This window comes from Flavobacterium tagetis (genome assembly GCF_016735615.1).
Taxonomy (GTDB): domain Bacteria; phylum Bacteroidota; class Bacteroidia; order Flavobacteriales; family Flavobacteriaceae; genus Flavobacterium; species Flavobacterium tagetis.
Window position 1 is genome coordinate 734732 of record NZ_JAERSF010000001.1, and the last position, 22334, is coordinate 757065.

The following is a 22334-nucleotide window of genomic DNA, read 5'->3' on the forward strand; positions in this document are numbered from 1 at the left end:
TCATGAATCCTTCTTTACAAAAACAAATACTATCAATCGCTTCGTTTTCTGAAAATGAAATTGAGACAATTGATTCTTGTTTTGAATATGAAAAGTGTACGACGAAAGAATTTCTTTCTTCAATGGGAAAAATCAGCAACAAGATTTTCTTTATTGTCGAAGGTCTTGCTCGTGTTTATTATTTAAAAGACGGAAAAGAAATCACCACTTATTTAAGCTGTGATGACGGTTTTATTACTTCGTATTCTAGTTTTATAAATCAATCTGTTTCTTTTGAAAATATTCAGTGTATTGAAGATTGTGAAATGCTTTCGATCACTTTCGAAAAAATGCAGTTTTTATATAATGAAATTCCGAATTGGGAACGTGTCGGGAGAATTCTTGCTGAACAGAATTACCTCTGTATGGCAGATCGTGTTTTAAAACTCCAAATGATTCCGGCAAAAGAAAAATACCAGACTTTCTTGGCTTCAGCTCCAGCCAAAATAATCCAGCGAACACCTTTAATTTACATCGCTTCTTTTCTCGGAATTACGCCAGAATCTTTAAGCAGAATCCGTCAAGATATTTCTTAACATTTATCAAGTGGATTAAAAAACGGAATTCAAATCTTTGTCAAAATAAAATTTGAAAAAGATGAAGAATATTACCAAAGACGTTTACCAAATTCCCTTATTTCCAAGAAATGCTATCAATTGTTATTTGATTGAAGATGTTTTAATTGATGCAGGAATTCGAAGCTCTGCAAATACAATTTTAAAAGCTTTAAAAGACAAAACGGTAACCAAACATATCTTAACGCACGCTCACGCCGATCATCAAGGAAGCAGCAAAATTATCTGCGAAACACTGAATATTCCTCTTTTATGCAGTGAACCCGAAAAAGAATTTGCCGAAAACGGAAATGTAATAACAGAATACCCAAACCCGAATCATATCATTTCGAAATTTCAGAAAAACTTCTGGGCAGGAAAAGGACATGAGGTTTCTCAAACTTTAAAAGAAGGTGACCAAATTGGCGGATTTACCGTAATTGAAACACCTGGACATTCAAGCGGACATATCTCTTTTTTCAGAGAAAAAGACGGCGTTTTAATTGTAGGCGATGTAATGACCAACATGAACCTTTTAACAACAAAAGTTGGTTTACACGAACCTCCTTATTTATTTACAAAAGACAAGGAAACCAATAGAAATTCAATTCTAAAATTGGCTTCGCTAAAACCAAAAATACTATGTTTTGGTCACGGACCTGTTTTGTTTAATAATGGAGAACTGGAAAAATTTGTTCAAAATATATGATAGTTTTTATTAACAAGAATTTACATATTCCGTAAGTTTTCGTTAAGACTATTCTAATAATTTTACTATCAACTAAATACCACTAGATGAAAGTAAAATTACTCACCACAATTTCTTTTTTCACTTATCAGCTCAGCGTTTCTCAGACAGAAAAACTATTAAGCGGAAAAGTACTTTCGCAAAATATTCCACTTAATAAAGTGGAAGTAATTAATAAAACTGCAAAAACGAGTACGACGACAAATGAATTAGGTGAATTTTCGATTCTCGTTCGTTCAAAAGATAGTTTGCTTTTTTTCTCTAAAGATTACTTTTTTAAAAGATTAAAAGTTTCCCAAGAAAATATTGATCAAAATAATATTGTGGTCAGTATGATTTTGAAACCTGAAGAGTTGGATGAGGTTGTAATAACGAACATAAAGTTTCCCAAAGTTGGATCAGCTGACGAAAATTCAACTATTGTACCAATGGGACTAATATCTACAGGTGTTTACAACGGAACGATCCCAAATGGAATGGATTTAGTCGCTATTTTCAATTTGTTTAGAGGAAAAAGAAAAAAAGAGCAATTTAAATTCAAGGAATTGGATTTCAAAAAATTAGCCGAAGCGACTGTCCCATTAGATTTCTTTACAAATAATTTGAAAATAAAACCGGAAGAAAAAGAACTGTTTTTACAATTTTGTGATGCTGATCCACAGGCTAAAGTTCTTGTACAGCAGAAAAATTTACTATATACAATGGATTTTCTGCATACTAAAAACAAAGAGTTTCAAAAATTAAATTCAGTAATTAAAAACTAAAAGTCATTACATGAAGGTAAAATTACTAACCACAATTTCTTTTTTCACTTATCAACTTTCTATTTCTCAAACCGAAAAATTACTTCATGGAAAAGTTCTTTCTCAAAATAACATTCTATCGAATGTTGAAGTTATAAATAAAACTGCCAAAACCAGCACTCGAACAAATGAATTTGGAGAATTTTCAATTTTAGTTAAAGAGCAGGATAGTGTATTATTTTTTTCAAAGGATTACTTATTTACGCGATTGAAAATAACTTTGAAAGATCTAGAAAAAAGATATCTCATTATTGAAATGACTCCAAAAGCTGAAGAATTGGAGAATGTTATAGTTTCAAGATCTATTTTTAATAAAACTGATATTAAAAAAATCGCCAATAACAAGGAAGAAATAAATGAGATTAAAAATCGTAAACAGTTTGATGAGGTAACTTCAAAAGTGACAGTTTATGACGGAAGGATCAAAAATGGATTAAATTTCGGCTACCCTATTTTTGATAAACCAAAGAAAAAAATTGAGCCTCGTGACGATCGTTTTAAGAAACTTGTCATTGCTTCTTGCTCTCCTGATTTCTTCATCAAAAATTTGAAAATAAAACCCGAAGAGAAAGAAATTTTCTTAAAATTTTGTATTGCCGATCCAAAATCTAACACACTTTTAGAAAAATCAAATGATTTGGAATTGATAGACTTTCTATATACAAAAAATGAAGAGTTTAAAAAGTTGAAATAGTTTAACTTGAAACTAAATTTTACTTATTCAACCACCAAATGCTAGCATTCAAAATAGTAGCAAATCCAACCCAAGCTAAATACGGAATCAGTAAATAGCCTGCAGTTTTATTGATTTTGATGAATTTCAAATAGGTTTCATAAATCATCAACCATAAAAGAACAATTTCGATTAAAGCTAACATCGGATTTTTTAGTCCGAAGAATAAATAAGACCATATTGAATTCAAAATTAATTGAATGATAAAGAAAAGCAATGCTTTTTTAACTTCTTCTGTATTTTCTTTTATTCTGTCCCAAACCAACGCAGCTGCAATTGCCATTAAAATATAGATCACAGTCCAAACTGGCATAAAAATCCAGTTCGGCGGATTAAAAACTGGTTTTTCCAGCATTACATACCAAGTTTCAATATTTGGTTTTGTAACCACTCCGGCAGAATAACCTACTGTTAAACAAATTACTAAAGCTATAGCGATTTTTACGAACTTATTCATGAATTCTAATTTTGAATTCAAAAATAGTCAAAAGAAAAGTTTAAACCATTATGGATAAAAAATTATCCCTTTATGGCGAAAAAACTATCTTTGCCAAAATTTTATAATTCATGTTAACAGCAGCTGATTTTATACCAAATCCATATACTTCAACAATCGAAAACGGAAACTTTGAATGGAGCGCTCCAAGCAACATTGCCTTAGTGAAATACTGGGGGAAAAAAGAAAACCAGATTCCAGCAAATCCTTCTGTTAGTTTTACGTTAAACAATTGTAAAACAATTACAAAATTGGCTTTTGAAAGAAGAGCAAACCAAAATGCTTTTTCTTTTGATTTACTTTTTGAAGGAAAACCAAAAGAAGATTTTAAACCAAAAATTCAGAAGTTTTTAGAAAGAGTTGAGATTTATCTGCCGTTTTTAAAGGATTATCATTTTACGATTGATACTCAGAATACATTTCCTCACAGTTCGGGAATTGCATCATCGGCTTCTGGAATGGCAGCATTGGCAATGAATTTTATGAGTTTGGAAAAATTGCTAAATCCTGAAATGACCGATGATTACTTCTATCAAAAAGCCTCATTTTTAGCACGTTTAGGTTCTGGAAGTGCTTGCCGAAGCGTAAAAGGAAATGTAGTAGTTTGGGGAAATCAGGCCAATATTGAAGGAAGCACCGACTTGTTTGGAGTTGAATTTCCATATACTATCCATGAAAATTTCAAGAATTATCAAGATACTATTTTATTGGTTGACAAAGGCGAGAAACAAGTTTCGAGCACAGTTGGGCACGATTTAATGCACAATCACCCGTATGCAGAGAGACGTTTTGCACAAGCGCACGAAAATCTCGATAAATTAATCTCCATTTTCGAAAGCGGAGATTTGGAAGAATTTATTAAAGTGGTAGAAAGTGAAGCACTGACTTTACATGCCATGATGATGACTTCGATGCCATATTACATTTTGATGAAACCAAACACATTGCAAATTATAAATGCAATTTGGAAATTCAGAAATGAAACCCAGATTCCAGTATGTTTTACACTTGATGCTGGTGCAAATGTACATGTCTTATATCCTGAAAACGTTAGCGAAAAAGTACTTCAATTTATTCAAGACGAATTAGTTGTATTTTGTCAGAATAGTCAATACATTTGCGACAAAATTGGAAGCGGTGCATTATTAATTGATAATTGACAATTGTTAATTAATAATTGATTAAATTTATGGAGAGAAAAAACATCATTAAAGAAAAATCATTTGCTTTTGCAATTGAAGTGGTTAATCTTTATAAAGTTTTAGCTGAGAAGAAAGAATTTGTTTTATCTAGACAAATGTTGCGATCGGGAACATCGATTGGCGCCAACATTAGAGAAGCTGAGCATGCTCAAAGCAGAGCCGATTTTATTCATAAATTATCTATTTCATTAAAAGAAGCAAACGAAACTGAATATTGGTTAGATTTGCTACATGAAACGAAATATCTGTCTGAGATAGAATTTCTAAGTATTAAACCTAAAATAACAGAGTTGTTACGTTTGTTGACAAGCATCGTAAAAACCACAAAAAGCATATAATTATCAATTGTTAATTATCCATTTTCAATTATGAAAGGACCACTATTTTACTCAAAAATATTACTCTTTGGAGAATACGGTATTATCCGCGACTCTAAAGGACTTTCTATTCCTTATAATTTTTATAACGGCGCTTTAAAAAAAAGCGAAGAACCTACAGAAGAAGCAATTTCATCAAATAGAAGTTTAAGAAGTTTTGCTTCTTATCTTGAAGTCCTACATACACAGCAACCAGAATTGGTTACTTTCGATTTAGAAACTTTAAAAAATGATGTTGAAACTGGAATGTATTTCGATTCTAGTATTCCACAAGGATATGGCGTCGGAAGTAGCGGTGCGCTTGTTGCAGCTATTTATGACAAATACGCTACAAACAAAATCACTGTTCTAGAGAATCTGACTCGCGAAAAATTATTACACCTAAAAAATATATTTTCTCAAATGGAAAGCTTTTTCCACGGAAAAAGTTCTGGTTTAGATCCTCTAAACAGCTATTTGAGTATTCCAATCCTGATTAATTCAAAAGACAATATTGAGGCAACTGGAATCCCGACTCAAAGCTTTGACGGAAAAGGTGCTGTATTTTTGTTAGACTCAGGAATTGTCGGAGAAACAGCTCCAATGGTGAGCATTTTTATGGAAAACCTAAAGGATAAAGGTTTCCGTGCAATGCTTAAAAATCAGTTTGTGAAATATACAGATGCCTGCGTAGAGAACTTCCTGCATGGCGATATGAAGTCTTTGTTTACCAATACCAAAAAGCTTTCTAAAGTTGTTTTAAATCACTTTAAACCAATGATTCCAGAACAATTTCACGGAATTTGGCAGCACGGAATTGACTCTAACGATTATTATCTAAAACTTTGCGGTTCTGGAGGAGGCGGTTACATTCTTGGTTTTACTGAAGACTTAGAACGTGCAAAAGCAGCTTTAAAAGATTATAAGCTAGAAGTCGTTTATCAATTTTAAATATAATCTCCTAAAAAACAGATAATTATTTGAATACGCTTTCCTAATATTTAATCCTAAAAAAGTTACTGAATATGAAAAGTATTTTAAAAATTATCAAAGCAACTTTTTTAGGAGGACTTGTGTTTTTAGTCCCGTTAGTCGTTTTACTGATTGTTCTAGAAAAAGGATATGGCATTATTCAAAAAACGACACTTCCGCTTGTAAGCAACTTACCAAAAATTAGCGTTTTAGGACTTGCAATTCAAGAGTTTATTGGAATATTAATCATAATTCTAATATGTTTGGTGGCTGGATTATTAGCAAAGACTGCCAATGCAAAAAAACTCGTTGAAAGATTAGAAGATGGCGTTTTGAGCTTTGTCCCAGGGTATTCATTTATGAAAAACATGAATGAAAATATATTGGGTTTAGAATCTAAAGACGATTTAAAAGTAATTTTAGTTCCTACAGATGCAGGTTTACAATTTGCTTTTTTAATAGAGCAAGTCAGTGATGAGAAATTCACGGTTTTTATACCAGATGCCCCAAATCCGTGGAGCGGATCGGTTGTTTTTGTCGATAAAAAAGATATTACAGAAATCGATATTACACAAAAACAAGCTTTGGCTTGTATTAGAAAACTGGGCTATGGTTCTAAAGAATTGTTAAAAAATAAACTCTAAATTTTTGAATTAAAAAATATCTTTTAACTTCCCTCATCTAATCCAACAAACCACACTTTATGTTAAGCAGACAGCAAAAACTTTTAATAATGAAAATTGTTAGTTTGTTCTCTGTGGTTAGAGGTTATAACATTCCAATTATTGTTTTAGCTCAGTACTTATCAGCCATTTTTATATTGGCGCCCGAAATTAGAGCATTAGATATCTTACTTGATTTTCATTTATTTTTAATTGTTTTTGCTTCGGCTATTACAATTGCTTCTGGATATATTATCAATAATTTTTACGACAGTCAGAAGGATTTAATTAATCGTCCGAATAAATCGATGCTCGATCGTTTGGTTAGTCAGAAAACTAAATTGAACGTTTATTTCAGTTTGAATTTTCTTGCCGTGTTAATGGCTTTTATAGTTTCCTGGAGAGCTTTCTTGTTCTTTTCAGGTTATATTTTTATGATTTGGTTTTATTCGCATAAAATTAAAAAGTATCCAATTATTGGGAACTTAATGTCCGCATTACTTGCTGTAACTCCATTTTTTGCTATTTTACTTTATTTCTACAATAAGATTTCGTTTGAAGAAATTGAGAATCACATGAGTCATTTTGTAGTAATTTCTGCCCACGCGGTTTTCTTGTTTCTACTTTTATTGATTCGCGAAATGATAAAAGATTTAGAAAATCTAAAAGGCGATTTAGTAACAGATTATAGAACAATTCCTGTTTTGTATGGTGAAAAAATATCTAAGCAAATTATTACGGTTTTGACTTTGTCTACCATTTTGCCTGTTTACGTTTTGGTTAATATTTATGACGTTGGCTATATGGACATTTATTTTTATGTGTGTTTTGGGGTTCTTCTTTTCTTTTTGATTTATTTATGGAAATCTGACTCCAAAGAACAATATCTAAGACTTCATAATGTTCTTAAGTTCCTGATTGTATCTGGCGTTTGCTGTATTGTTCTTATTAATCCAAGCGTCTTATGGCATGGTCGTGAATTGATCTCTAATTACTAAAGCTTTTTAAGCTCCTACAGATCTGGCAGATTTAGCAGATTTTTTTCTTTATGTGGCTCTGTGCAAACTTTATGAATCTCTGTGAAATAACAATCTTTAAAAGAAGCCAATTGATTGTTTTTTTAGCCCCGATTGAAGTGGAAATCTTTTTATTTTTTTCTTTAAAAAATAAAATATTGAAACGGAAAGCGGGAAACCATGCCTCAAAAAAAGCCAATTGCATTGCTCCTGACCATCTTAAAATAAAGCGCTATTAATCTAAGAACATTGAACTTAAGATTTATTAGCAGGAAAAAACTATCTTTGCACAAATTAATGATTCTATGAACAACAAGGAAGGCAACAATAAAAGAGGCGGATCGAGACCAAACAGCTCACGATCAAACTCTAACAAGCCAAAACCTCCTATGGCTAAGCGCGCGCAAGGGCCTAAAAAAGTAAAACCTGAAGTTAAAGCTGCTCAGGAAGCTGCTGCTGAAAAATTGAGAAAGCAAAATCAGCCAGCAAAGAGACAAAAGGCTTCTGATGAAATTCGTCTGAACAAATACATCTCTAATTCTGGTGTTTGTTCTCGTCGTGACGCCGACATTTATATTCAGTCTGGAAACGTTAAAGTTAACGGTACTGTAGTTACAGAAATGGGTTATTTGGTAAAACTAAATGATGTTGTAAACTTTGACGGTGTTACATTAACTCCTGAAAAGAAAGAATATATTTTATTGAATAAACCTAAAAACTTTACAACTGCCTTTGATGAAGGCCAAGAATATCGTAACGTTCTAGAACTTGTTCGTGGCGCTACAAATGCAAAAATTGCTGCTGTCGGAAGAATGGACAAGAATACGACAGGTTTATTATTGTTTACTAACGACACCGATATGATTCGTAAATTTACATTGCCGAATCAGAAATCGTCTAAAATCTATCAGGTTTCTTTAGACAAAAACTTGAAATTTGAAGATTTAGAAAAAATCAGCAAAGGTCTTGTTCTTGACGGACACCGCGTTTTTGTTGAAGAAGTAAGCTATATTGATAATGAACCAAAAAGCGAAGTTGGTCTTAAATTGCGTACGGCTAACGTAAAAGTGGTGCGTTCTATTTTTGAATCTTTTGAATATAATGTTTTAAGGATTGACCGTGTTTCGTTTGCTGGATTGACCAAAAAGAACCTGCCTCGCGGAAACTGGCGCTTTTTGACCGATCAAGAAATCATCAATTTGAAAAACACATAAGCATTTTTCAAATTTAAGTCATAATCAAATCCTGTTTTCTTCTTGAAAATGGGATTTTTTATTTTTAAAAACTAAAGAAATTATGTCCGAAAAGGGTAAAAATAGATCTTCCGATAGATTGGTTTTTATCTTCTACTGTTTCGTAATTTGAAAAACCTAGGATGATTTTAATTCCGGGAGGAATGCTGTTTAAAATATCTCTTTTTTGATCTTCTAAAAGGAGTTTTAAACTTTCTATTAATTGAAGATTGTATCTTAAGTAAGACATTACAAGTAATGCTGAAAAGTTAAGTATTTCTCTGGCTGTTTCGCTTTTAATGCCAACTTCGTTAGAAACCATTTCTGAAATTCTGCCTTTTTTATTAGAAAACAATTCTTTCAGCAAAATATTTCCTTCCAAACGGTAACAGTCGTCGACTGATAAAATTCTGCCTGCATTAAAATCTACTTCTTGGTAAAAAGTGGAATCTTCTTGGATTAAAGAAACAATTTCAGAGTAAAAATCAGATTCTTCAGCTTTGTTGTAGAGTCCCATTAAAATTGTGCCGATCGAGACGTCTATTCCCTTGATTAAAAGTGCATCATTCTCAAAATAAAACTTGTTTAACTTGGAGACAACATTAGAAGAAATAAAGCGTCTAAGTTCAATTTGTAGGTTTGGGGTCATACTCATAACTTAAAAAATGATTATTTATACTTATTTAAAATAACCGACAAAGTGAGGCTTTTCATCGATTATCGTGATAAAAATATAAAATATTTTAACATTTCCAAAAATTAAGTTAAAAATTTAGGTGGTGTATTTTCAAGCATTTAGCCCTAAAAATTAACAAAATGAGTAAATATAAAGCTTAACGTAACTTATAAGATACAAAAATTATTTTTAAAATTTTAAGAGTTTTTTTCAAAAAATCAAAAATATAAGAAAAAGCTTAAGGTCAAAATTACCATTTAGAAAATAAGTTGCCTATTTTGCCAAAGGATAGTCAGAAAAATCCCGAGATAAATTACAGAAAAAAAGAAGTTCACAAAACTCGATGCCAAGAATCCAAGAACAGAACCTGTAGCCGCTTTTAAAGCCCGTTTATGGTTTTGAGAATCATATAATAATTCGCCAACGAGCGCCCCAACAAATGGTCCTATAATAATTCCAAACGGAATAGGCGCCAGAATTCCAACAATCAAACCAATATTGGTTCCCCAAACTCCATACGAACTTCCTCCAAACTTTTTAGTTCCTTTTGATGGAATTACATAATCCAAAATGGTAATCGTTACCATCAAAACAAAAGTGATTCCTAGAACCCAGTAATTATTTTCTACTGCCTTTGTAAGATATAGCAACAAAAGTCCAATCCAACAGCTTGATAATCCAGGCAAAACAGGTAAAAAACTCCCAAAAACGCCTACAACTACACATATAAAACCCAACAGTACTAAAAGTAAATCCATAATATTTTTGTAAATTTGCCCTTACAATTTAAGCAATTATAAGATATGCGAATTTTTGTTAAAATAGCCTTCTCTTTATTCTTTGTATTTTCTATTCCCGAAAATACTTTAGCTCAAGCTAAGAAACTTTCTGCAAATGACCAAATATTGCAGGATAGCCTTTATAATAGCAACAAGAAAAAAGTAATAAATTTTTCGATGAAAGATTTTGATAAACTTTTTTTTGAATATTTCAATAAGAAAAGTGATGCTGATAATATTTTAACAAAAACCGAATTTTATAATTATACCACTCAGATTGCAGCTTTTTCTGATAGACTTGTCAAATTATATCCTAATCAAAAAGAAGTTGCAGAAAAAAACAAAGAAAACTGGCTATCTGAAAACTATGAAGATTATCTAGAATACAAAGCTTCGCAAAAAAAATAATCGTATTTTTGTTTATACATTCAATTCTAAAACTTTGAAGCAGTTTTTCCCTTTTTTTATTTGTATCCTTTTCAGTTCTTGTCAATATTTTGAGAAGCAGGTTCCGTCTGAAAAAGAGTTACTTCAAAAAGAGCTAAAATCGATCAATTGGAAAGAAGTTGACGAATATCCTTCTGTTCCTAATTGCGATAAAATTGCCGATAAAAAGCAGCGCCAGCAATGTTTTTTTGAAGTTATGTCAAACCTTATACAGGAAAAACTAAACGTTGACACTCTGTCTATACTATATCCAGAATTGGATACTATTGAAGTAAAAGTTACTGTTTTCCCAAATTCAACCATGAAGTTCGAACCTCAGTTCCCGAAAGATTCTGTAGCGTATGACACCATAAAAATAGATAGTATTCTGCATGCTCGCCTAGTCGATTTCCCGAAAGTAAATCCTGCTATAAAACGAGGTATTCCGGTAAAAACACAATTTATTCTGCCTGTAATTATAAAAGCAAAAGACGAGAAATAGTTTTACTAAGAAGTTATTTTTTAAACTGACGATCTTTCCATTCATAAGAGCCAAACAGACTATATAAAGCAACTGTAGAGCTAAAAAACGGATATAGCAAACTACTCAACAAAAGGCTTTTTATTCTCATTTTAGTCAAAAATTGATTCGTTATTGAAAGCAAAACATAATCAATTACAAACTTAAAAAAAGCAAAAAGCACAAAAATTGGATAAGACCAGATTCCGAAAATCATAAAGAAAAAGCCAATTACAAAACTCAGATTTCCAAAGAAAACAATTAAACCTAATAATTTCCCTAAAGAACTTCTATACGAACTAGTTTTAGCCGCCCAACGCACTCTTTGATGAAATAACGCTTTCCAATTTTCAGTTGGTTTTGTAATCACAATTGCTTCTTGAGCTTTTAAATAATGAACTTCATTGGGAAACTTTTCGATTGCTTTCTGCAATAAAAAAACATCATCTCCGCTAGCTATTTTGTCGTTTCCATTAAAGCCATTCAGTTTATCAAACAATGATTTTGTATACGCAAAATTAGCTCCATTGCACATAAAACCTTTATGAATTCCGAAACTTCCAATGGTTGCGCCTTGTAAACTTGTTAAATCTAATTGCTGAAAATGATCTAAAAATAAGTTTTCACATTGATACGTTACAGCGCCAGCTAACATCGAAACTTTATTCTGCTGAATATAATTATCAAAAGTTAATAGCCAGTTTTTAGGAACAATACAATCGGCATCTGTTGTAATAACCCAATCTGTTTTTACATGTTCCATTGCCGTTGTAATCGCATCTTTTTTTGGAGAATTTGAAACCCGAATATTGTCTATTTGTGAAATGTGAAATGTGAAATGTGAACCTTTAAACTTTTCATTTGAGTTATCGTCTACCAGAATTACTTCAAATAAATCTGTCGGGTAATTTAAATTCGAAAAACTCTCCAAAAGTACAGGCAAATTTTCTTTTTCATTTCGAAACGGAACTATAATGGTAAAACTGGTCTTCGGTTCTAAATCTGTTTTTCGATATTTTTTCACTTTCAAAAAACCATAAATCAGCAAAGAAATGCTCAGAATATAAATTGCCAATATGCTGAATAATACCGAAATCATTCTGCTGTTTTGGTTTTAAAATTCAGCACAAAATAACTTCCTAAAACTACTGGCAACACTACATTCAAAAACCACATTAAAGTGCTAATGAAAATTACAATCCATTCGTTTACTCCCAAAATTCCGAAGAAATAAATCGCAACACTTCCTTTTACTGCAAAGTCTAAAAACTGAAAAGTTGGTAAAGACGAAGCCAAAAAGTAAACTGATGTAATCGCGGCCATTAAAGTTAAGTAAGGCAAATCGACATCAAAACCTAAAAACAAAAAGTAATACTGATGCGAAAAAACCAAATAACGGCAGATTCCTAAAAAGATGTTTTTTTGATGAACGGATTTTGGAATTTCATTGATTTTATGAATCAATTTTTCAATTGAATAGCCTTTTACTTTTATCTTTTTAATGGAGAATAATAAAATCAAAATCAGTACAAATCCACCAAAAAGAATGAGAACTGTTTTGGTCGTAATTACATTAAATTCAGCATTAAAATACAATAATCCGAAAATTCCAAAAATGATCGTTAGAATCATCTGAATTCCGTTGCAAATTAAGTTTAAAAAAACAACTTTTTTAGCTTCAGATTTTGGGTAATACAACGCTTTTCCAGCGTACTCTCCTACTCCATTTGGCGTAAAAATTCCCGCCGTTAAAGCGGCTAAAACCTGTTTTGTAGCTTCATAAACCGATATTTTATGAATAACCTGCGCAAGATTCTGCCATTTCAAAATCTCAAAATAACGATTCAAAACACTCAAAAGTAAGATAAACGAAATTCCTAAAACCGACTGGTTTTTCTTGAACAAAACAATAAATTTCTGCCAGTCTAATTTGTCGTTGTTAGCCAGCTGATTATAAATAAAATAAAATGCGCCGCCAACAATTAAAAGTTTGGCCAGAAGAACTAGGAATTGCTTAGCTTTGTGAGGAATTGAAATCATGCCGCAAAAGTAATCAAATGTGGCAATTAGGAAGTGAGAAAATGAGTCAATTTTCTAAACTTGAAACCTTAAACTTGAAACCACAATCTCTTGACACAAGAACGCATCATATTAGGCATTGACCCTGGAACCACAATTATGGGTTTCGGATTGATTAAAGTAATCAATAAAAAAATGGAATTTCTGCAACTGAACGAATTGCAACTTTCCAAATACGACAATCATTACCAAAAACTAAGAATCATTTTCGAGCGAACTATTGAACTAATCGAAACGCATTGTCCTGACGAAATCGCGATTGAAGCGCCTTTCTTTGGCAAAAACGTTCAATCGATGTTGAAATTAGGTCGTGCTCAAGGCGTTGCGATGGCTGCGGGACTTTCAAGAGGAATTCCGATTACTGAATATGAACCTAAAAAGATAAAAATGGCGATTACCGGAAACGGAAATGCCAGCAAAGAACAAGTTGCCAAAATGTTGCAACAGCTTTTAGGTTTAAAAGAGTTACCCAAAAACCTAGATTCAACAGACGGTTTGGCAGCTGCAGTTTGTCATCATTTCAATTCAGGTAAAGTCATAGCTGGAAAGAGTTATTCGGGCTGGGATGCTTTTGTGAAACAAAACGAGGATCGGGTTAAGAAATGAGTCAATGTGTCAATGTGTCAATTTGATAATTAGATAATTCTTTAAACAACGAATAAATTATCTAATTGACTAATTATCCAAATTATCTAATTAAAAATGTCCGGCATCTACATACATATTCCTTTTTGCAAGCAGGCTTGTCACTACTGCGACTTTCATTTTTCAACTTCAATGAAAAAGAAAGACGAGATGGTGTTGGCATTAGCCAAAGAAATCATTGTACGTAAAAATGAATCCGAAAATGAGATTGTAGAGACTATTTACTTTGGAGGTGGAACTCCTTCGGTTTTGTCAAATGATGAAATCAACTTTTTAATTTCAGAAGTTTATAAGAATTACAAAGTTGTAGAAAATCCTGAAATTACGCTAGAAGCGAATCCAGATGATTTGTGTGCGGAACGAATTTTTGAATTATCCAAAAGTCCGATAAATCGTTTAAGCATCGGAATCCAGTCTTTTTATGAAGATGATTTGAAAATGATGAATCGAGCTCATAATTCGGAAGAAGCCAAAAAATGCTTGGAAGAAGCAACAAAATATTTTGATAATATTTCATTGGATTTAATTTACGGAATTCCAGGAATGAGTGACGAAATGTGGAGACAGAATATCCAAACAGCTTTAGATTTTGGCATTCCGCATATTTCGAGTTATGCTTTGACGGTTGAACCAAAAACAGCTTTAAGCAAATTAATTCAAACAGGAAAAATTGCTGAACCTCAAGATGAAGTGGCTTCCAATCATTTTATGATTTTAGTTGAAATGCTTCAGAAAAATGGTTTTATTCATTACGAATTATCCAATTTTGGAAAAGAGAATTATTTTTCTAAAAACAATTCGGCTTATTGGCTGGGTAAAAAATATATCGGAATTGGTCCTTCTGCACATAGTTATGACGGCGAAAAAAGAGGCTGGAATATTGCAAATAATTCATTGTATCTAAAAGCAATTCAAAACGATGAACTTCCTATTGAAACAGAAATCTTAACTATTTCTGATCGTTATAATGAATATATTATGACGGGGTTACGAACAATTTGGGGAGTTTCTTTAGAAAAAATTGAAAAGGAATTTGGATTGGAATATTTGAATTATCTGAAAAAACAATCTCAAAAGTTCTTAAATGACGATTTGCTATCGATCGAAAACAGCATTCTTAAACCAACTCCAAAAGGAAAGTTTTTAACAGATGGAATTGCTTCAGATTTATTTTATCTAAATTTGGATGAATAAAAATTAGCCACGAAGGCACAAAGGCTCAAATTATTAAACTTTGTGATTTAGCGTCTTTGCGGCATAAAAACCAAATTTGTGTTAGCAAAAATCAACAACTTAGAAATCGACTTATCAAAACCCATTGATATTTCTATTCCTTTAACCAATACAGATGAAAATCCGATTGCTTGGTATATTGAAAAGCCAGTCATTGAACCGGTAGTTTTTGGGGATTGGATTGGGAAAGTTTCGGAGGGAAAATCATCAACGAATTTCAATAATATTTTCTTCAATCCGCATGGGCATGGAACGCATACGGAATGTCTGGGGCATATTACAAATGATTTTTATAGCATCAATCAGTCGTTAAAACAGTTTTTCTTTTTTTCTAAATTGATTACTGTTGAACCTGAAAAAATTGGAGAAGATTTCGTGATTACGAAAGAACAAGTTCAAAAAGCTTTGAGCGCTTCGACTCCGCTCAGCGTGACAAAATCGGAAGCGATTATCATTCGAACGCTTCCAAATCAAAAGGAAAAAAAATCAAGAAAATATTCCAATACCAATCCGCCGTATTTGTCTGAAGATGCCGCGATTTTCATCCGCGAAAGCGAAATTCAGCATTTACTGATTGATCTTCCAAGCGTAGATAAAGAACATGATGAAGGAAAATTATTAGCGCACAAAGCATTTTGGAATGTAAAAGACACGCATAATCTAAATTCTGACGCAAGATTTAATGCCACAATCACCGAAATGATTTATGTTTCAGACGAAATTGAAGATGGAGATTACATACTAAATCTTCAAATCACTTCGTTTGAAAATGACGCAAGTCCATCAAAACCGGTTCTATATAAAATTGCAGATTTTAGATTGTAGATTTGCTAAAAACTGAGACTGAGACTTAACCTGAACACTCAAAAACTGAACACTGAATACTAATGATAACCGTTTCAACAGATAAAACAAAACTCGATGTTCCGTTTATACAGAACTTTTTAAAAGATATTTATTGGGCTGCGGGGCGAACTATGGAGGAAGTTCAACGAACCATTGATGCTTCAGTTTGTTTCGGAATTTATTTGGATGACAAGCAAATTGGTTTTGCACGCGTCATAACCGATTATGTGGTTTTCGCTTATTTAATGGATGTTTTTATTGATGAAGAACATCGCGGAAAAGGCTATTCGTCTATTTTAATTGAAACGATGATGAAAGAACCCCAACTCCAAGAAGTAAAAATCTGGCGCCTAGCAACAACTGACGCTCACTTTTTATATGAGAAATTCGGATTTACAAAACTGAATCATCCTGAAAAGATGATGGAAAAAATAGTCAAATGAAAACAGTCCTAAAACTAGAAGAAATAGCTTTATTCATTCTGGGAATATTTCTCTTTAATCGTTTAAATTATGAATGGTGGTGGTTTCTTGTTTTAATTCTGGCTCCAGATTTATCGATGATTGGTTATGTATTTGGAAACAAAGTTGGAGCGTTACTTTATAATATCTTTCATCACAAAGGAATTGCGCTTTTAATTTATGCTGTCGGACTTTATTTAAGTATCGAAGTTGTGCAATTAGCTGGAATTATTTTATTTTCACACTCGGCAATGGATCGTATTTTTGGTTACGGTCTTAAATATGAAAAAGGTTTTAAATACACTCATTTGGGTGAAATTGGTAAATAAACTGCTATGAATCTAGAAACGTTTTATGAATATTGCCTTTCAAAAAAAGGCGTCAGCGAGCATTTCCCTTTTGATGAAGATACTTTGGTTTTTAAAGTGGGCGGAAAGATGTTTGCTTTATCTTCTCTTTCACAATGGGAAAAAAACGAGCAATCTGTCAATTTAAAATGCGATCCAGACCGCGCACAAGAACTCAGAGCAGAATATGACGAAATTCAGCCAGGTTATCATATGAGCAAAGTCCATTGGAATACGATTTCTTTAAACGGAAATCTTCCAGACAAATTCGTCAAAGAATTGATAGACCATTCGTATGAATTGGTTTTCAAAAGTTTGACAAAGAAAATTCAGAACGAAATTACTGAATTAGAAAATTAGGCATTACATTTGCAGGGTGAGATCAAAACTTAACAACCCCAATCAGTTTGCAAATTAGCATTTTATAGCATCATGAAAGAACAATTTAAAAAATTTCTAAACGAAGAACAAGATCCAAAAGCGATTGAAAAAATCACTTCGAAACTTAACGATTTATTGATGAAAGGCGAAGAAGTTGGATACATCGCAGTGCAAAAAAAGCCTGCAATTACTGTTTTTCCTGATAGTATTGTATTAACAAACAAACGTATCATTATCTGCAAGCCTAAAAATTTAGGTCTTTCTATGGATTTTACAGATTATACTTGGGATGATATTGCTAGTACTTTTGTAAAAGAAAACATCTTAGGTTCAGAATTCTCATTTGGAACAAAAACAGATTTAGCTATTTCTATTGATTATATTCCGAAAATTCAGGCTAGAAAAATTTACACTTATGCTAAAGAGCAATTAGATTTATTGAAAAATCCTGTTCAAACAGCAACTCCAGTTCAAGAATCTGCTGAACCTGTTTTTGAAGAAGAAATTGAAGATGAAATTGAAGAAGTAGAAACAGAAGAAGTAACAAGCTTTGCAGAAATTTTACCAGCTGCACCAGTTGTTACAGAAACTTTTGAACCTCTTCCAACTCAACCAACTCAACCTGTTGGAGACCGTAAATTAAGCGACTTATCTAAAGAAGAACTTTTTGATAAATTACAGAATTACAAAAAACTTCTTGATAATGGTTTGATCATGCAAGGAGAATACGATGCATATAAAAAAGAGATTTTAAGTTACATGTAGGTTAGTCTTAAAGTCAAAAGTCGAAAGTCTTAAAGTTTTTGACTTTGTCTAAAATAAAAAGTCCTAAATAGAAATTCTATTTAGGACTTTCTTTTTTAAGTCTGCATTTCGACTTTATGACTTTAGACTTTCAAACTTTCGACTTATAAAGTCGCCTTCTGTTTTTCTACGAATTTATGTGATTGCAGTTCGAGTAACTCTTTTGCGTTTTTTCTTTGTAGATCAAATAAGCCTTTATCTTCTGCGATATCTGCGTAGACTTTATCATGCATTTCAGCGCTTGTTTTAACCAATAAATCGCGTTGATATTTGTTTTGCGCCAAAGTGGCTTTCATAGCGGTTTCGGCTTCTTCTTGTTTGAAATCAAACTCCCCTTTTGGCGCTAATAATTTGGCAATAATTGGAGATGTTTCGATTGCCAGAAACAAAAGCATAATGAAAAATGACGGCAGCCAAGGCAATTTGTTCAATGCATTGATACGTGCCATTAGTCCGTCGAAACCTTCTATGATTGGCTGGGTCTGCGAAACTTTTTTGTCTAAATCGGACTGAAGCTGTACGCCTGCTTTTTCTTTTTCGGCAATTTTAGCTTCGTTGGTCTTTTTAAGCGTTTCGAATTCTTTTAAAGCTGCATCGTGTTTTTCACGTTTTTCTTTGTAAACTGGACCTTTTCCTAGTTTTTTAGTTCCGGCCGTTCCTTCGGCTTCAGTAATATAAACCGAATATAAATCGTTTACTTCTTTCTCTTTCTTTACAATATCAGCTTTTAATGCCGCGATTTCTGCCTTATTCTTATCTAAATCTGTTTTGAAATAAGTCCCGATTTGTTTTTTGTTGGCCAATTCCATTTCGTTTTTCTCTTTCAATAAAACGGTATTGATTTCTTTTTCGAAAATTTTAATTTCTAAAGGTTTCGAAATCACAATAGCAATAATAATAGCCAAAGCAATACGCGGAGTTGCCTGCAGAAATTCGTCTAAGAAACGATCTCTTTTTTTAATCGTAGAAACTATAAATCGGTCCAGATTGAAAATCAACAAACTCCATACAAATCCAAAAATCAAGGCAGGATAAATAGAATCGAAAACGGTAAAAAGTGCATAAGCACTGGCTAAGAAAGCCATAACTGCTGTAAAGAATACTGTGGCACCAATACCAACATATTTGGTTTGTTCGCCTTCTGAACAGTCTTTCAAGAGGTCTCTATCGACTCCTGAACATAGGATAAAAAATTGTTTTAACATGATTGATGATTTTTGATTAAGATGATAAGGCAAATTTAAAGCCAAATTTTCAAATACAGTCAAAATATCAATTTCTTTTTAGTTGTGAATCAAACGTTTGAAACTTTAATGTTAGTTAAACATTAATAATTATAAGCAATAACTGACTAATCATAACACTATGTTAATTTTTTTTCAAGGCTTTAGTAATACACGGGTCTTAGTTTCGCAACCGAAATCAAACTAAACACACACAATGAAAAAATTTTATCTATTAACAGCATTCTTTTTATTCGCCTTTGCAGGTTTTGCTCAGAAAGCTATTATATCTGGAAAGATATTAGACGCCGATGACAAACTGCCTCTTCCTGGAGCTATGGTTCAAATTGTAGGCGAGAAAAAATATACCGTTTCTGATTATAACGGTCGTTTTGAGTTACTAAATATTAATGAAGGAACTTATAAAATTGAAGTAAAATATATTGGATATACTACTTTAACTCAAGAAATAAAAGTTGAACAAGGTCGAAACAATGTAATCGACTTTGCTCTTAAAGCTTCTGAAAATGAACTGAAAGAAGTTGTTGTTGGAGACATTTTAAAAGGTCAAGCAAAAGCACTGAATCAGCAGAAAAACAATAAAAATATCGGAAACGTAATCTCTTCTGACCAAATGGGGCGTTTCCCAGATGCTAATGTGGGAGATGCTTTAAAACGTGTTCCAGGTATCACAATGCAGAATGATCAAGGTGAAGCTCGTAACATTATTATTAGAGGTTTGGCTCCGTCTTTGAACTCTGTTACTTTAAATGGCGATAGAATTCCATCTGCAGAAGGAGATAACAGAAACGTACAAATGGACTTAATTCCGTCTGATATGATTTCTACTATAGAAGTAAACAAAACGCTTACTTCAGACATGGATGCAGATGCGATTGGAGGTTCTGTAAACTTAATTACAAGAGCAACTCCAAACGGAGAGAGAATCTCTGCAACTCTTGCTGGAGGATATTTGCCAATTCGTGACCACGCTTCTTATACGGCTGGTTTTGTTTACGGTAATCGTTTCATTGACAACAAATTAGGAGTGGTTTTCAGCGGTTCTTACAACAATGTCGATTACGGTTCTGATAACATCGAAAACGAATGGGTAAAAGATGATTTTGGAAATGAATATTTGCAAGCATCTGAAATTAGAAAATATGATGTACAACGTATTCGTCGAAGCGGATCTGTTGCTTTAGATTATAAATTCAACGACAATAACACGATTTTTGCTAATGCAATCTACAACTGGAGAGATGATAGAGAAAACCGTTTTAGAACTACTTACGATGATATTGAGCCACTTTATAATGGTGAAGAAATTGTTGGTTTTGAAGGTCGTGTAAAACGCCAAACAAAAGGTGGTTTAGACAATAGTAGAAACAAAAATAGAAGGTTAGAAGACCAAAGAGTTCAGAATTATTCTATTCGCGGAGAACACTTAATCAATTCTACTTTAGATTTAGACTGGTCTGCTAACTATGCAAAAGCAAGAGAATATCGTCCAGGAGAGCGTTATATCGAATACCGTCAGAAAGGTTTAGAAATGTTCGAAGATTTATCAGATATCAGATTTCCTTTGATGACAACTGTTGGCGAATCTGTTGACGAATTTAAATTTGATTCTGTTACTGAAAACACAGATGAAACAAGCGAAAGCGAATTTGGTGCAAAAGTAAATATCCGTTTCCCATTCTCTGTTATTGCTGGAGAAAAAGGAAGATTGAGAACTGGTCTTAGACTTCGTTTAAAAGAAAAAGAAAGAAACAATATGTTCTATTCTTATGAGCCAATTAATGATGATATGGAATTATTATCTCAAGTTCCAACAAGCTATTTTGATGGAAAAGATTTTAATCCAGGTAGTAAATATGTACCAGGAACTTTTGCTTCTGCAGCTTTCTTAGGAAGCTTAGATTTAAACAATCCTGCTTTATTTGATAAAGAAGCAGATCCAGCAGAATATTTAGCGGTAAACTATAATGCGAAAGAAAGAATTACTGCTGCATATGTAAGATGGGATCAAGACTTTAACGATAAACTTTCTATGGTTTTAGGTTTCCGCGTGGAAAATACTCATATCGATTATACAGGAAACCGTGTATTGGATGAAGAAGAATTAGAGAGCAAAATCAACAATACCAACTCTTACACTAATTTATTGCCAAGTATTTCATTCCAATACAATGCAACAAAAGATTTAGTATTAAGAGCTGCCGCTACAACTGCATTAGCTAGGCCAAACTACTATGCACTAGCTCCTTATGTAAATAATATTGCTGCAGATAAAGAAATTACAGCCGGAAATCCAGATCTTAAAGCTACTTATTCATACAATTATGACTTCATGGCAGAGAACTATTTCAAATCTGTTGGTTTAATTTCTGGAGGTGTTTTCTACAAAAGATTAAATGATTTTATTTACAACTACAGCGACAATCAATATACTGATGCGAAATTTGCTGCAGATTTCCCTAATCAGGCAAACCCAATTCCAGCGGGAGAAAACTGGTCATTTTTACAATCAAGAAACGGAGAAAATGTTGATGTTTATGGGTTTGAAGTTGCTTTTCAGCGTCAGTTAGATTTCCTTCCTGGTAAATTCTTGAAAGGATTTGGTATCTATTTAAATTATACGTACACGAAATCTAAAGCAAGCGGAATTGCTGACGAAGACGGAAACGAAAGAAATGACATTAGTCTTCCTGGAACAACACCTCACATGTTTAACGGATCTTTATCTTGGGAAAACAAACGTTTCTCTGCAAGAATCTCAACCAACTTTACCTCTGATTATTTAGATGAATTAGGTTCTGAGTCTTACAAAGATAGTTACTATGACAAGCAATTTTTCTTAGATGCCAATGCTTCTTATAAAATCACTAAACAATTACGTGTTTTTGCTGAAGCAAATAACTTAACAAACCAACCTTTACGTTATTACCAAGGAGTTGCTGCTCATACAAAACAAGCAGAATATTACCAGCCGCGTTACAATTTCGGACTGAAATTAGACTTGTAATCTGCACTTTTTTAAAATTCTTAAATTAGACAGAGTTTATCGCTCTGTCTAATTGCATTAAAATATATAATAC

The 22334-nt window shown here is 32.6% G+C and carries 26 protein-coding genes; 20 read left to right on the top strand and 6 right to left on the bottom strand.

Annotation, left to right across the window (positions count from 1 at the left end; translation table 11 throughout):
* The first annotated feature begins 2 nt into the window (after positions 1-2).
* The 4 genes from JI750_RS03170 to JI750_RS03185 all read left to right on the top strand — a co-directional run bounded on the left by JI750_RS03170 (position 3) and on the right by JI750_RS03185 (position 2838).
* Entirely contained in the window at positions 3-575 is a 573-nt protein-coding gene (locus JI750_RS03170; protein ID WP_201998929.1) for a Crp/Fnr family transcriptional regulator, read from the top strand.
* 61 nt (positions 576-636) lie between these two features.
* Positions 637-1302, top strand: a complete 666-nt coding sequence (locus JI750_RS03175) for an MBL fold metallo-hydrolase (protein WP_201998930.1) — start codon at positions 637-639, stop codon at positions 1300-1302.
* 86 nt (positions 1303-1388) lie between these two features.
* On the top strand, positions 1389-2105 hold the full coding sequence (locus JI750_RS03180; protein WP_201998931.1) for a BamP family beta-assembly machinery protein: 717 nt from the start codon (positions 1389-1391) through the stop codon (positions 2103-2105).
* Between the two features lie 10 nt (positions 2106-2115).
* Complete coding sequence (locus tag JI750_RS03185) at positions 2116-2838, top strand: BamP family beta-assembly machinery protein (RefSeq protein ID WP_201998932.1); 723 nt, start codon at positions 2116-2118, stop codon at positions 2836-2838.
* A gap of 19 nt (positions 2839-2857) precedes the next feature.
* Here the strand turns inward: JI750_RS03185 and JI750_RS03190 are convergent, their stop codons facing one another.
* Positions 2858-3334 carry a TspO/MBR family protein gene (locus JI750_RS03190; RefSeq protein ID WP_201998933.1) on the bottom strand — a complete coding sequence of 159 codons (477 nt, stop codon included), beginning with the start codon at positions 3332-3334 and terminating at the stop codon, positions 2858-2860.
* Between the two features lie 110 nt (positions 3335-3444).
* On the opposite strand from JI750_RS03190, the gene JI750_RS03195 reads away from it, so the two are divergent.
* From JI750_RS03195 to JI750_RS03220, 6 genes are all read left to right on the top strand, one after another.
* A complete protein-coding gene (locus tag JI750_RS03195; RefSeq protein WP_201998934.1) occupies positions 3445-4533 on the top strand; it encodes a diphosphomevalonate decarboxylase in 1089 nt (362 codons plus the stop codon).
* Between the two features lie 29 nt (positions 4534-4562).
* A complete protein-coding gene (locus JI750_RS03200) occupies positions 4563-4913 on the top strand; it encodes a four helix bundle protein (protein ID WP_201998935.1) in 351 nt (116 codons plus the stop codon).
* Positions 4914-4943: 30 nt separating this feature from the next.
* On the top strand, positions 4944-5882 hold the full coding sequence (locus JI750_RS03205) for a mevalonate kinase family protein (protein ID WP_201998936.1): 939 nt from the start codon (positions 4944-4946) through the stop codon (positions 5880-5882).
* 74 nt (positions 5883-5956) lie between these two features.
* On the top strand, positions 5957-6547 hold the full coding sequence (locus JI750_RS03210) for a DUF502 domain-containing protein (RefSeq protein WP_201998937.1): 591 nt from the start codon (positions 5957-5959) through the stop codon (positions 6545-6547).
* Positions 6548-6606: 59 nt separating this feature from the next.
* On the top strand, positions 6607-7563 hold the full coding sequence (locus JI750_RS03215) for a geranylgeranylglycerol-phosphate geranylgeranyltransferase (protein WP_201998938.1): 957 nt from the start codon (positions 6607-6609) through the stop codon (positions 7561-7563).
* Positions 7564-7886: 323 nt separating this feature from the next.
* Positions 7887-8795 carry a pseudouridine synthase gene (locus tag JI750_RS03220; protein ID WP_201998939.1) on the top strand — a complete coding sequence of 303 codons (909 nt, stop codon included), beginning with the start codon at positions 7887-7889 and terminating at the stop codon, positions 8793-8795.
* A gap of 64 nt (positions 8796-8859) precedes the next feature.
* Here the strand turns inward: JI750_RS03220 and JI750_RS03225 are convergent, their stop codons facing one another.
* Complete coding sequence (locus JI750_RS03225) at positions 8860-9462, bottom strand: DUF937 domain-containing protein (RefSeq protein ID WP_201998940.1); 603 nt, start codon at positions 9460-9462, stop codon at positions 8860-8862.
* A 284-nt stretch (positions 9463-9746) separates the two neighbouring features.
* On the bottom strand, positions 9747-10247 hold the full coding sequence (locus JI750_RS03230; RefSeq protein ID WP_201998941.1) for a DUF456 domain-containing protein: 501 nt from the start codon (positions 10245-10247) through the stop codon (positions 9747-9749).
* A gap of 45 nt (positions 10248-10292) precedes the next feature.
* On the opposite strand from JI750_RS03230, the gene JI750_RS03235 reads away from it, so the two are divergent.
* Together JI750_RS03235 and JI750_RS03240 are read left to right on the top strand one after the other, a co-directional pair.
* Positions 10293-10676 carry a hypothetical protein gene (locus JI750_RS03235; protein ID WP_201998942.1) on the top strand — a complete coding sequence of 128 codons (384 nt, stop codon included), beginning with the start codon at positions 10293-10295 and terminating at the stop codon, positions 10674-10676.
* Between the two features lie 34 nt (positions 10677-10710).
* Complete coding sequence (locus JI750_RS03240) at positions 10711-11196, top strand: hypothetical protein (RefSeq protein ID WP_201998943.1); 486 nt, start codon at positions 10711-10713, stop codon at positions 11194-11196.
* Positions 11197-11209: 13 nt separating this feature from the next.
* Here the strand turns inward: JI750_RS03240 and JI750_RS03245 are convergent, their stop codons facing one another.
* Both JI750_RS03245 and JI750_RS03250 read right to left on the bottom strand, forming a co-directional pair.
* On the bottom strand, positions 11210-12313 hold the full coding sequence (locus JI750_RS03245; protein ID WP_201998944.1) for a glycosyltransferase family 2 protein: 1104 nt from the start codon (positions 12311-12313) through the stop codon (positions 11210-11212).
* Positions 12310-13254: a lysylphosphatidylglycerol synthase transmembrane domain-containing protein gene (locus JI750_RS03250; protein ID WP_201998945.1), complete on the bottom strand. Its 945-nt coding sequence runs from the start codon at positions 13252-13254 to the stop codon at positions 12310-12312. The genes JI750_RS03245 and JI750_RS03250 overlap by 4 nt, the downstream gene beginning before the upstream one ends.
* A gap of 90 nt (positions 13255-13344) precedes the next feature.
* Between JI750_RS03250 and ruvC the strand changes: the two genes are divergently transcribed.
* The 7 genes from ruvC to JI750_RS03285 all read left to right on the top strand — a co-directional run bounded on the left by ruvC (position 13345) and on the right by JI750_RS03285 (position 17971).
* Positions 13345-13899 carry a crossover junction endodeoxyribonuclease RuvC gene (gene ruvC / locus JI750_RS03255; protein WP_201998946.1) on the top strand — a complete coding sequence of 185 codons (555 nt, stop codon included), beginning with the start codon at positions 13345-13347 and terminating at the stop codon, positions 13897-13899.
* 96 nt (positions 13900-13995) lie between these two features.
* Positions 13996-15132, top strand: coding sequence for a radical SAM family heme chaperone HemW (gene hemW / locus JI750_RS03260; protein WP_201998947.1), 1137 nt, complete (start codon positions 13996-13998; stop codon positions 15130-15132).
* Between the two features lie 78 nt (positions 15133-15210).
* Positions 15211-15996 (top strand): cyclase family protein, encoded by a 786-nt coding sequence (locus JI750_RS03265; RefSeq protein ID WP_201998948.1) that lies wholly within the window; start codon positions 15211-15213, stop codon positions 15994-15996.
* Between the two features lie 62 nt (positions 15997-16058).
* Entirely contained in the window at positions 16059-16460 is a 402-nt protein-coding gene (locus JI750_RS03270) for a GNAT family N-acetyltransferase (protein ID WP_201998949.1), read from the top strand.
* Positions 16457-16807, top strand: coding sequence for a DUF4260 domain-containing protein (locus JI750_RS03275; protein WP_201998950.1), 351 nt, complete (start codon positions 16457-16459; stop codon positions 16805-16807). Before JI750_RS03270 ends, JI750_RS03275 begins: the two co-directional genes overlap by 4 nt.
* A 6-nt stretch (positions 16808-16813) precedes the next feature.
* Positions 16814-17185 (top strand): MmcQ/YjbR family DNA-binding protein, encoded by a 372-nt coding sequence (locus JI750_RS03280; RefSeq protein ID WP_201998951.1) that lies wholly within the window; start codon positions 16814-16816, stop codon positions 17183-17185.
* A gap of 72 nt (positions 17186-17257) precedes the next feature.
* Positions 17258-17971, top strand: a complete 714-nt coding sequence (locus JI750_RS03285; protein WP_201998952.1) for a PH domain-containing protein — start codon at positions 17258-17260, stop codon at positions 17969-17971.
* Positions 17972-18114: 143 nt separating this feature from the next.
* Here JI750_RS03285 and JI750_RS03290 read toward each other — a convergent pair whose 3' ends face one another.
* A complete protein-coding gene (locus JI750_RS03290; RefSeq protein WP_201998953.1) occupies positions 18115-19215 on the bottom strand; it encodes a DUF4407 domain-containing protein in 1101 nt (366 codons plus the stop codon).
* Between the two features lie 235 nt (positions 19216-19450).
* Between JI750_RS03290 and JI750_RS03295 the strand changes: the two genes are divergently transcribed.
* Positions 19451-22261 (top strand): TonB-dependent receptor, encoded by a 2811-nt coding sequence (locus tag JI750_RS03295; protein WP_201998954.1) that lies wholly within the window; start codon positions 19451-19453, stop codon positions 22259-22261.
* Positions 22262-22334 lie beyond the last annotated feature (73 nt).

Coding starts and splice junctions, on each gene's coding strand:
- hemW (WP_201998947.1), top strand. CDS start 13,996: ATGTCCGGCATCTACATACATATTCCTTTTTGCAAGCAGGCTTGTCAC.
- JI750_RS03295 (WP_201998954.1), top strand. CDS start 19,451: ATGAAAAAATTTTATCTATTAACAGCATTCTTTTTATTCGCCTTTGCA.
- JI750_RS03290 (WP_201998953.1), bottom strand. CDS start 19,215: ATGTTAAAACAATTTTTTATCCTATGTTCAGGAGTCGATAGAGACCTC.
- JI750_RS03225 (WP_201998940.1), bottom strand. CDS start 9,462: ATGACCCCAAACCTACAAATTGAACTTAGACGCTTTATTTCTTCTAAT.
- JI750_RS03180 (WP_201998931.1), top strand. CDS start 1,389: ATGAAAGTAAAATTACTCACCACAATTTCTTTTTTCACTTATCAGCTC.
- JI750_RS03230 (WP_201998941.1), bottom strand. CDS start 10,247: ATGGATTTACTTTTAGTACTGTTGGGTTTTATATGTGTAGTTGTAGGC.
- JI750_RS03200 (WP_201998935.1), top strand. CDS start 4,563: ATGGAGAGAAAAAACATCATTAAAGAAAAATCATTTGCTTTTGCAATT.
- JI750_RS03285 (WP_201998952.1), top strand. CDS start 17,258: ATGAAAGAACAATTTAAAAAATTTCTAAACGAAGAACAAGATCCAAAA.
- JI750_RS03235 (WP_201998942.1), top strand. CDS start 10,293: ATGCGAATTTTTGTTAAAATAGCCTTCTCTTTATTCTTTGTATTTTCT.
- JI750_RS03280 (WP_201998951.1), top strand. CDS start 16,814: ATGAATCTAGAAACGTTTTATGAATATTGCCTTTCAAAAAAAGGCGTC.
- JI750_RS03195 (WP_201998934.1), top strand. CDS start 3,445: ATGTTAACAGCAGCTGATTTTATACCAAATCCATATACTTCAACAATC.
- JI750_RS03205 (WP_201998936.1), top strand. CDS start 4,944: ATGAAAGGACCACTATTTTACTCAAAAATATTACTCTTTGGAGAATAC.
- JI750_RS03220 (WP_201998939.1), top strand. CDS start 7,887: ATGAACAACAAGGAAGGCAACAATAAAAGAGGCGGATCGAGACCAAAC.
- JI750_RS03270 (WP_201998949.1), top strand. CDS start 16,059: ATGATAACCGTTTCAACAGATAAAACAAAACTCGATGTTCCGTTTATA.
- JI750_RS03250 (WP_201998945.1), bottom strand. CDS start 13,254: ATGATTTCAATTCCTCACAAAGCTAAGCAATTCCTAGTTCTTCTGGCC.
- JI750_RS03190 (WP_201998933.1), bottom strand. CDS start 3,334: ATGAATAAGTTCGTAAAAATCGCTATAGCTTTAGTAATTTGTTTAACA.
- JI750_RS03170 (WP_201998929.1), top strand. CDS start 3: ATGAATCCTTCTTTACAAAAACAAATACTATCAATCGCTTCGTTTTCT.
- JI750_RS03175 (WP_201998930.1), top strand. CDS start 637: ATGAAGAATATTACCAAAGACGTTTACCAAATTCCCTTATTTCCAAGA.
- JI750_RS03210 (WP_201998937.1), top strand. CDS start 5,957: ATGAAAAGTATTTTAAAAATTATCAAAGCAACTTTTTTAGGAGGACTT.
- JI750_RS03245 (WP_201998944.1), bottom strand. CDS start 12,313: ATGATTTCGGTATTATTCAGCATATTGGCAATTTATATTCTGAGCATT.
- JI750_RS03275 (WP_201998950.1), top strand. CDS start 16,457: ATGAAAACAGTCCTAAAACTAGAAGAAATAGCTTTATTCATTCTGGGA.
- JI750_RS03215 (WP_201998938.1), top strand. CDS start 6,607: ATGTTAAGCAGACAGCAAAAACTTTTAATAATGAAAATTGTTAGTTTG.
- JI750_RS03185 (WP_201998932.1), top strand. CDS start 2,116: ATGAAGGTAAAATTACTAACCACAATTTCTTTTTTCACTTATCAACTT.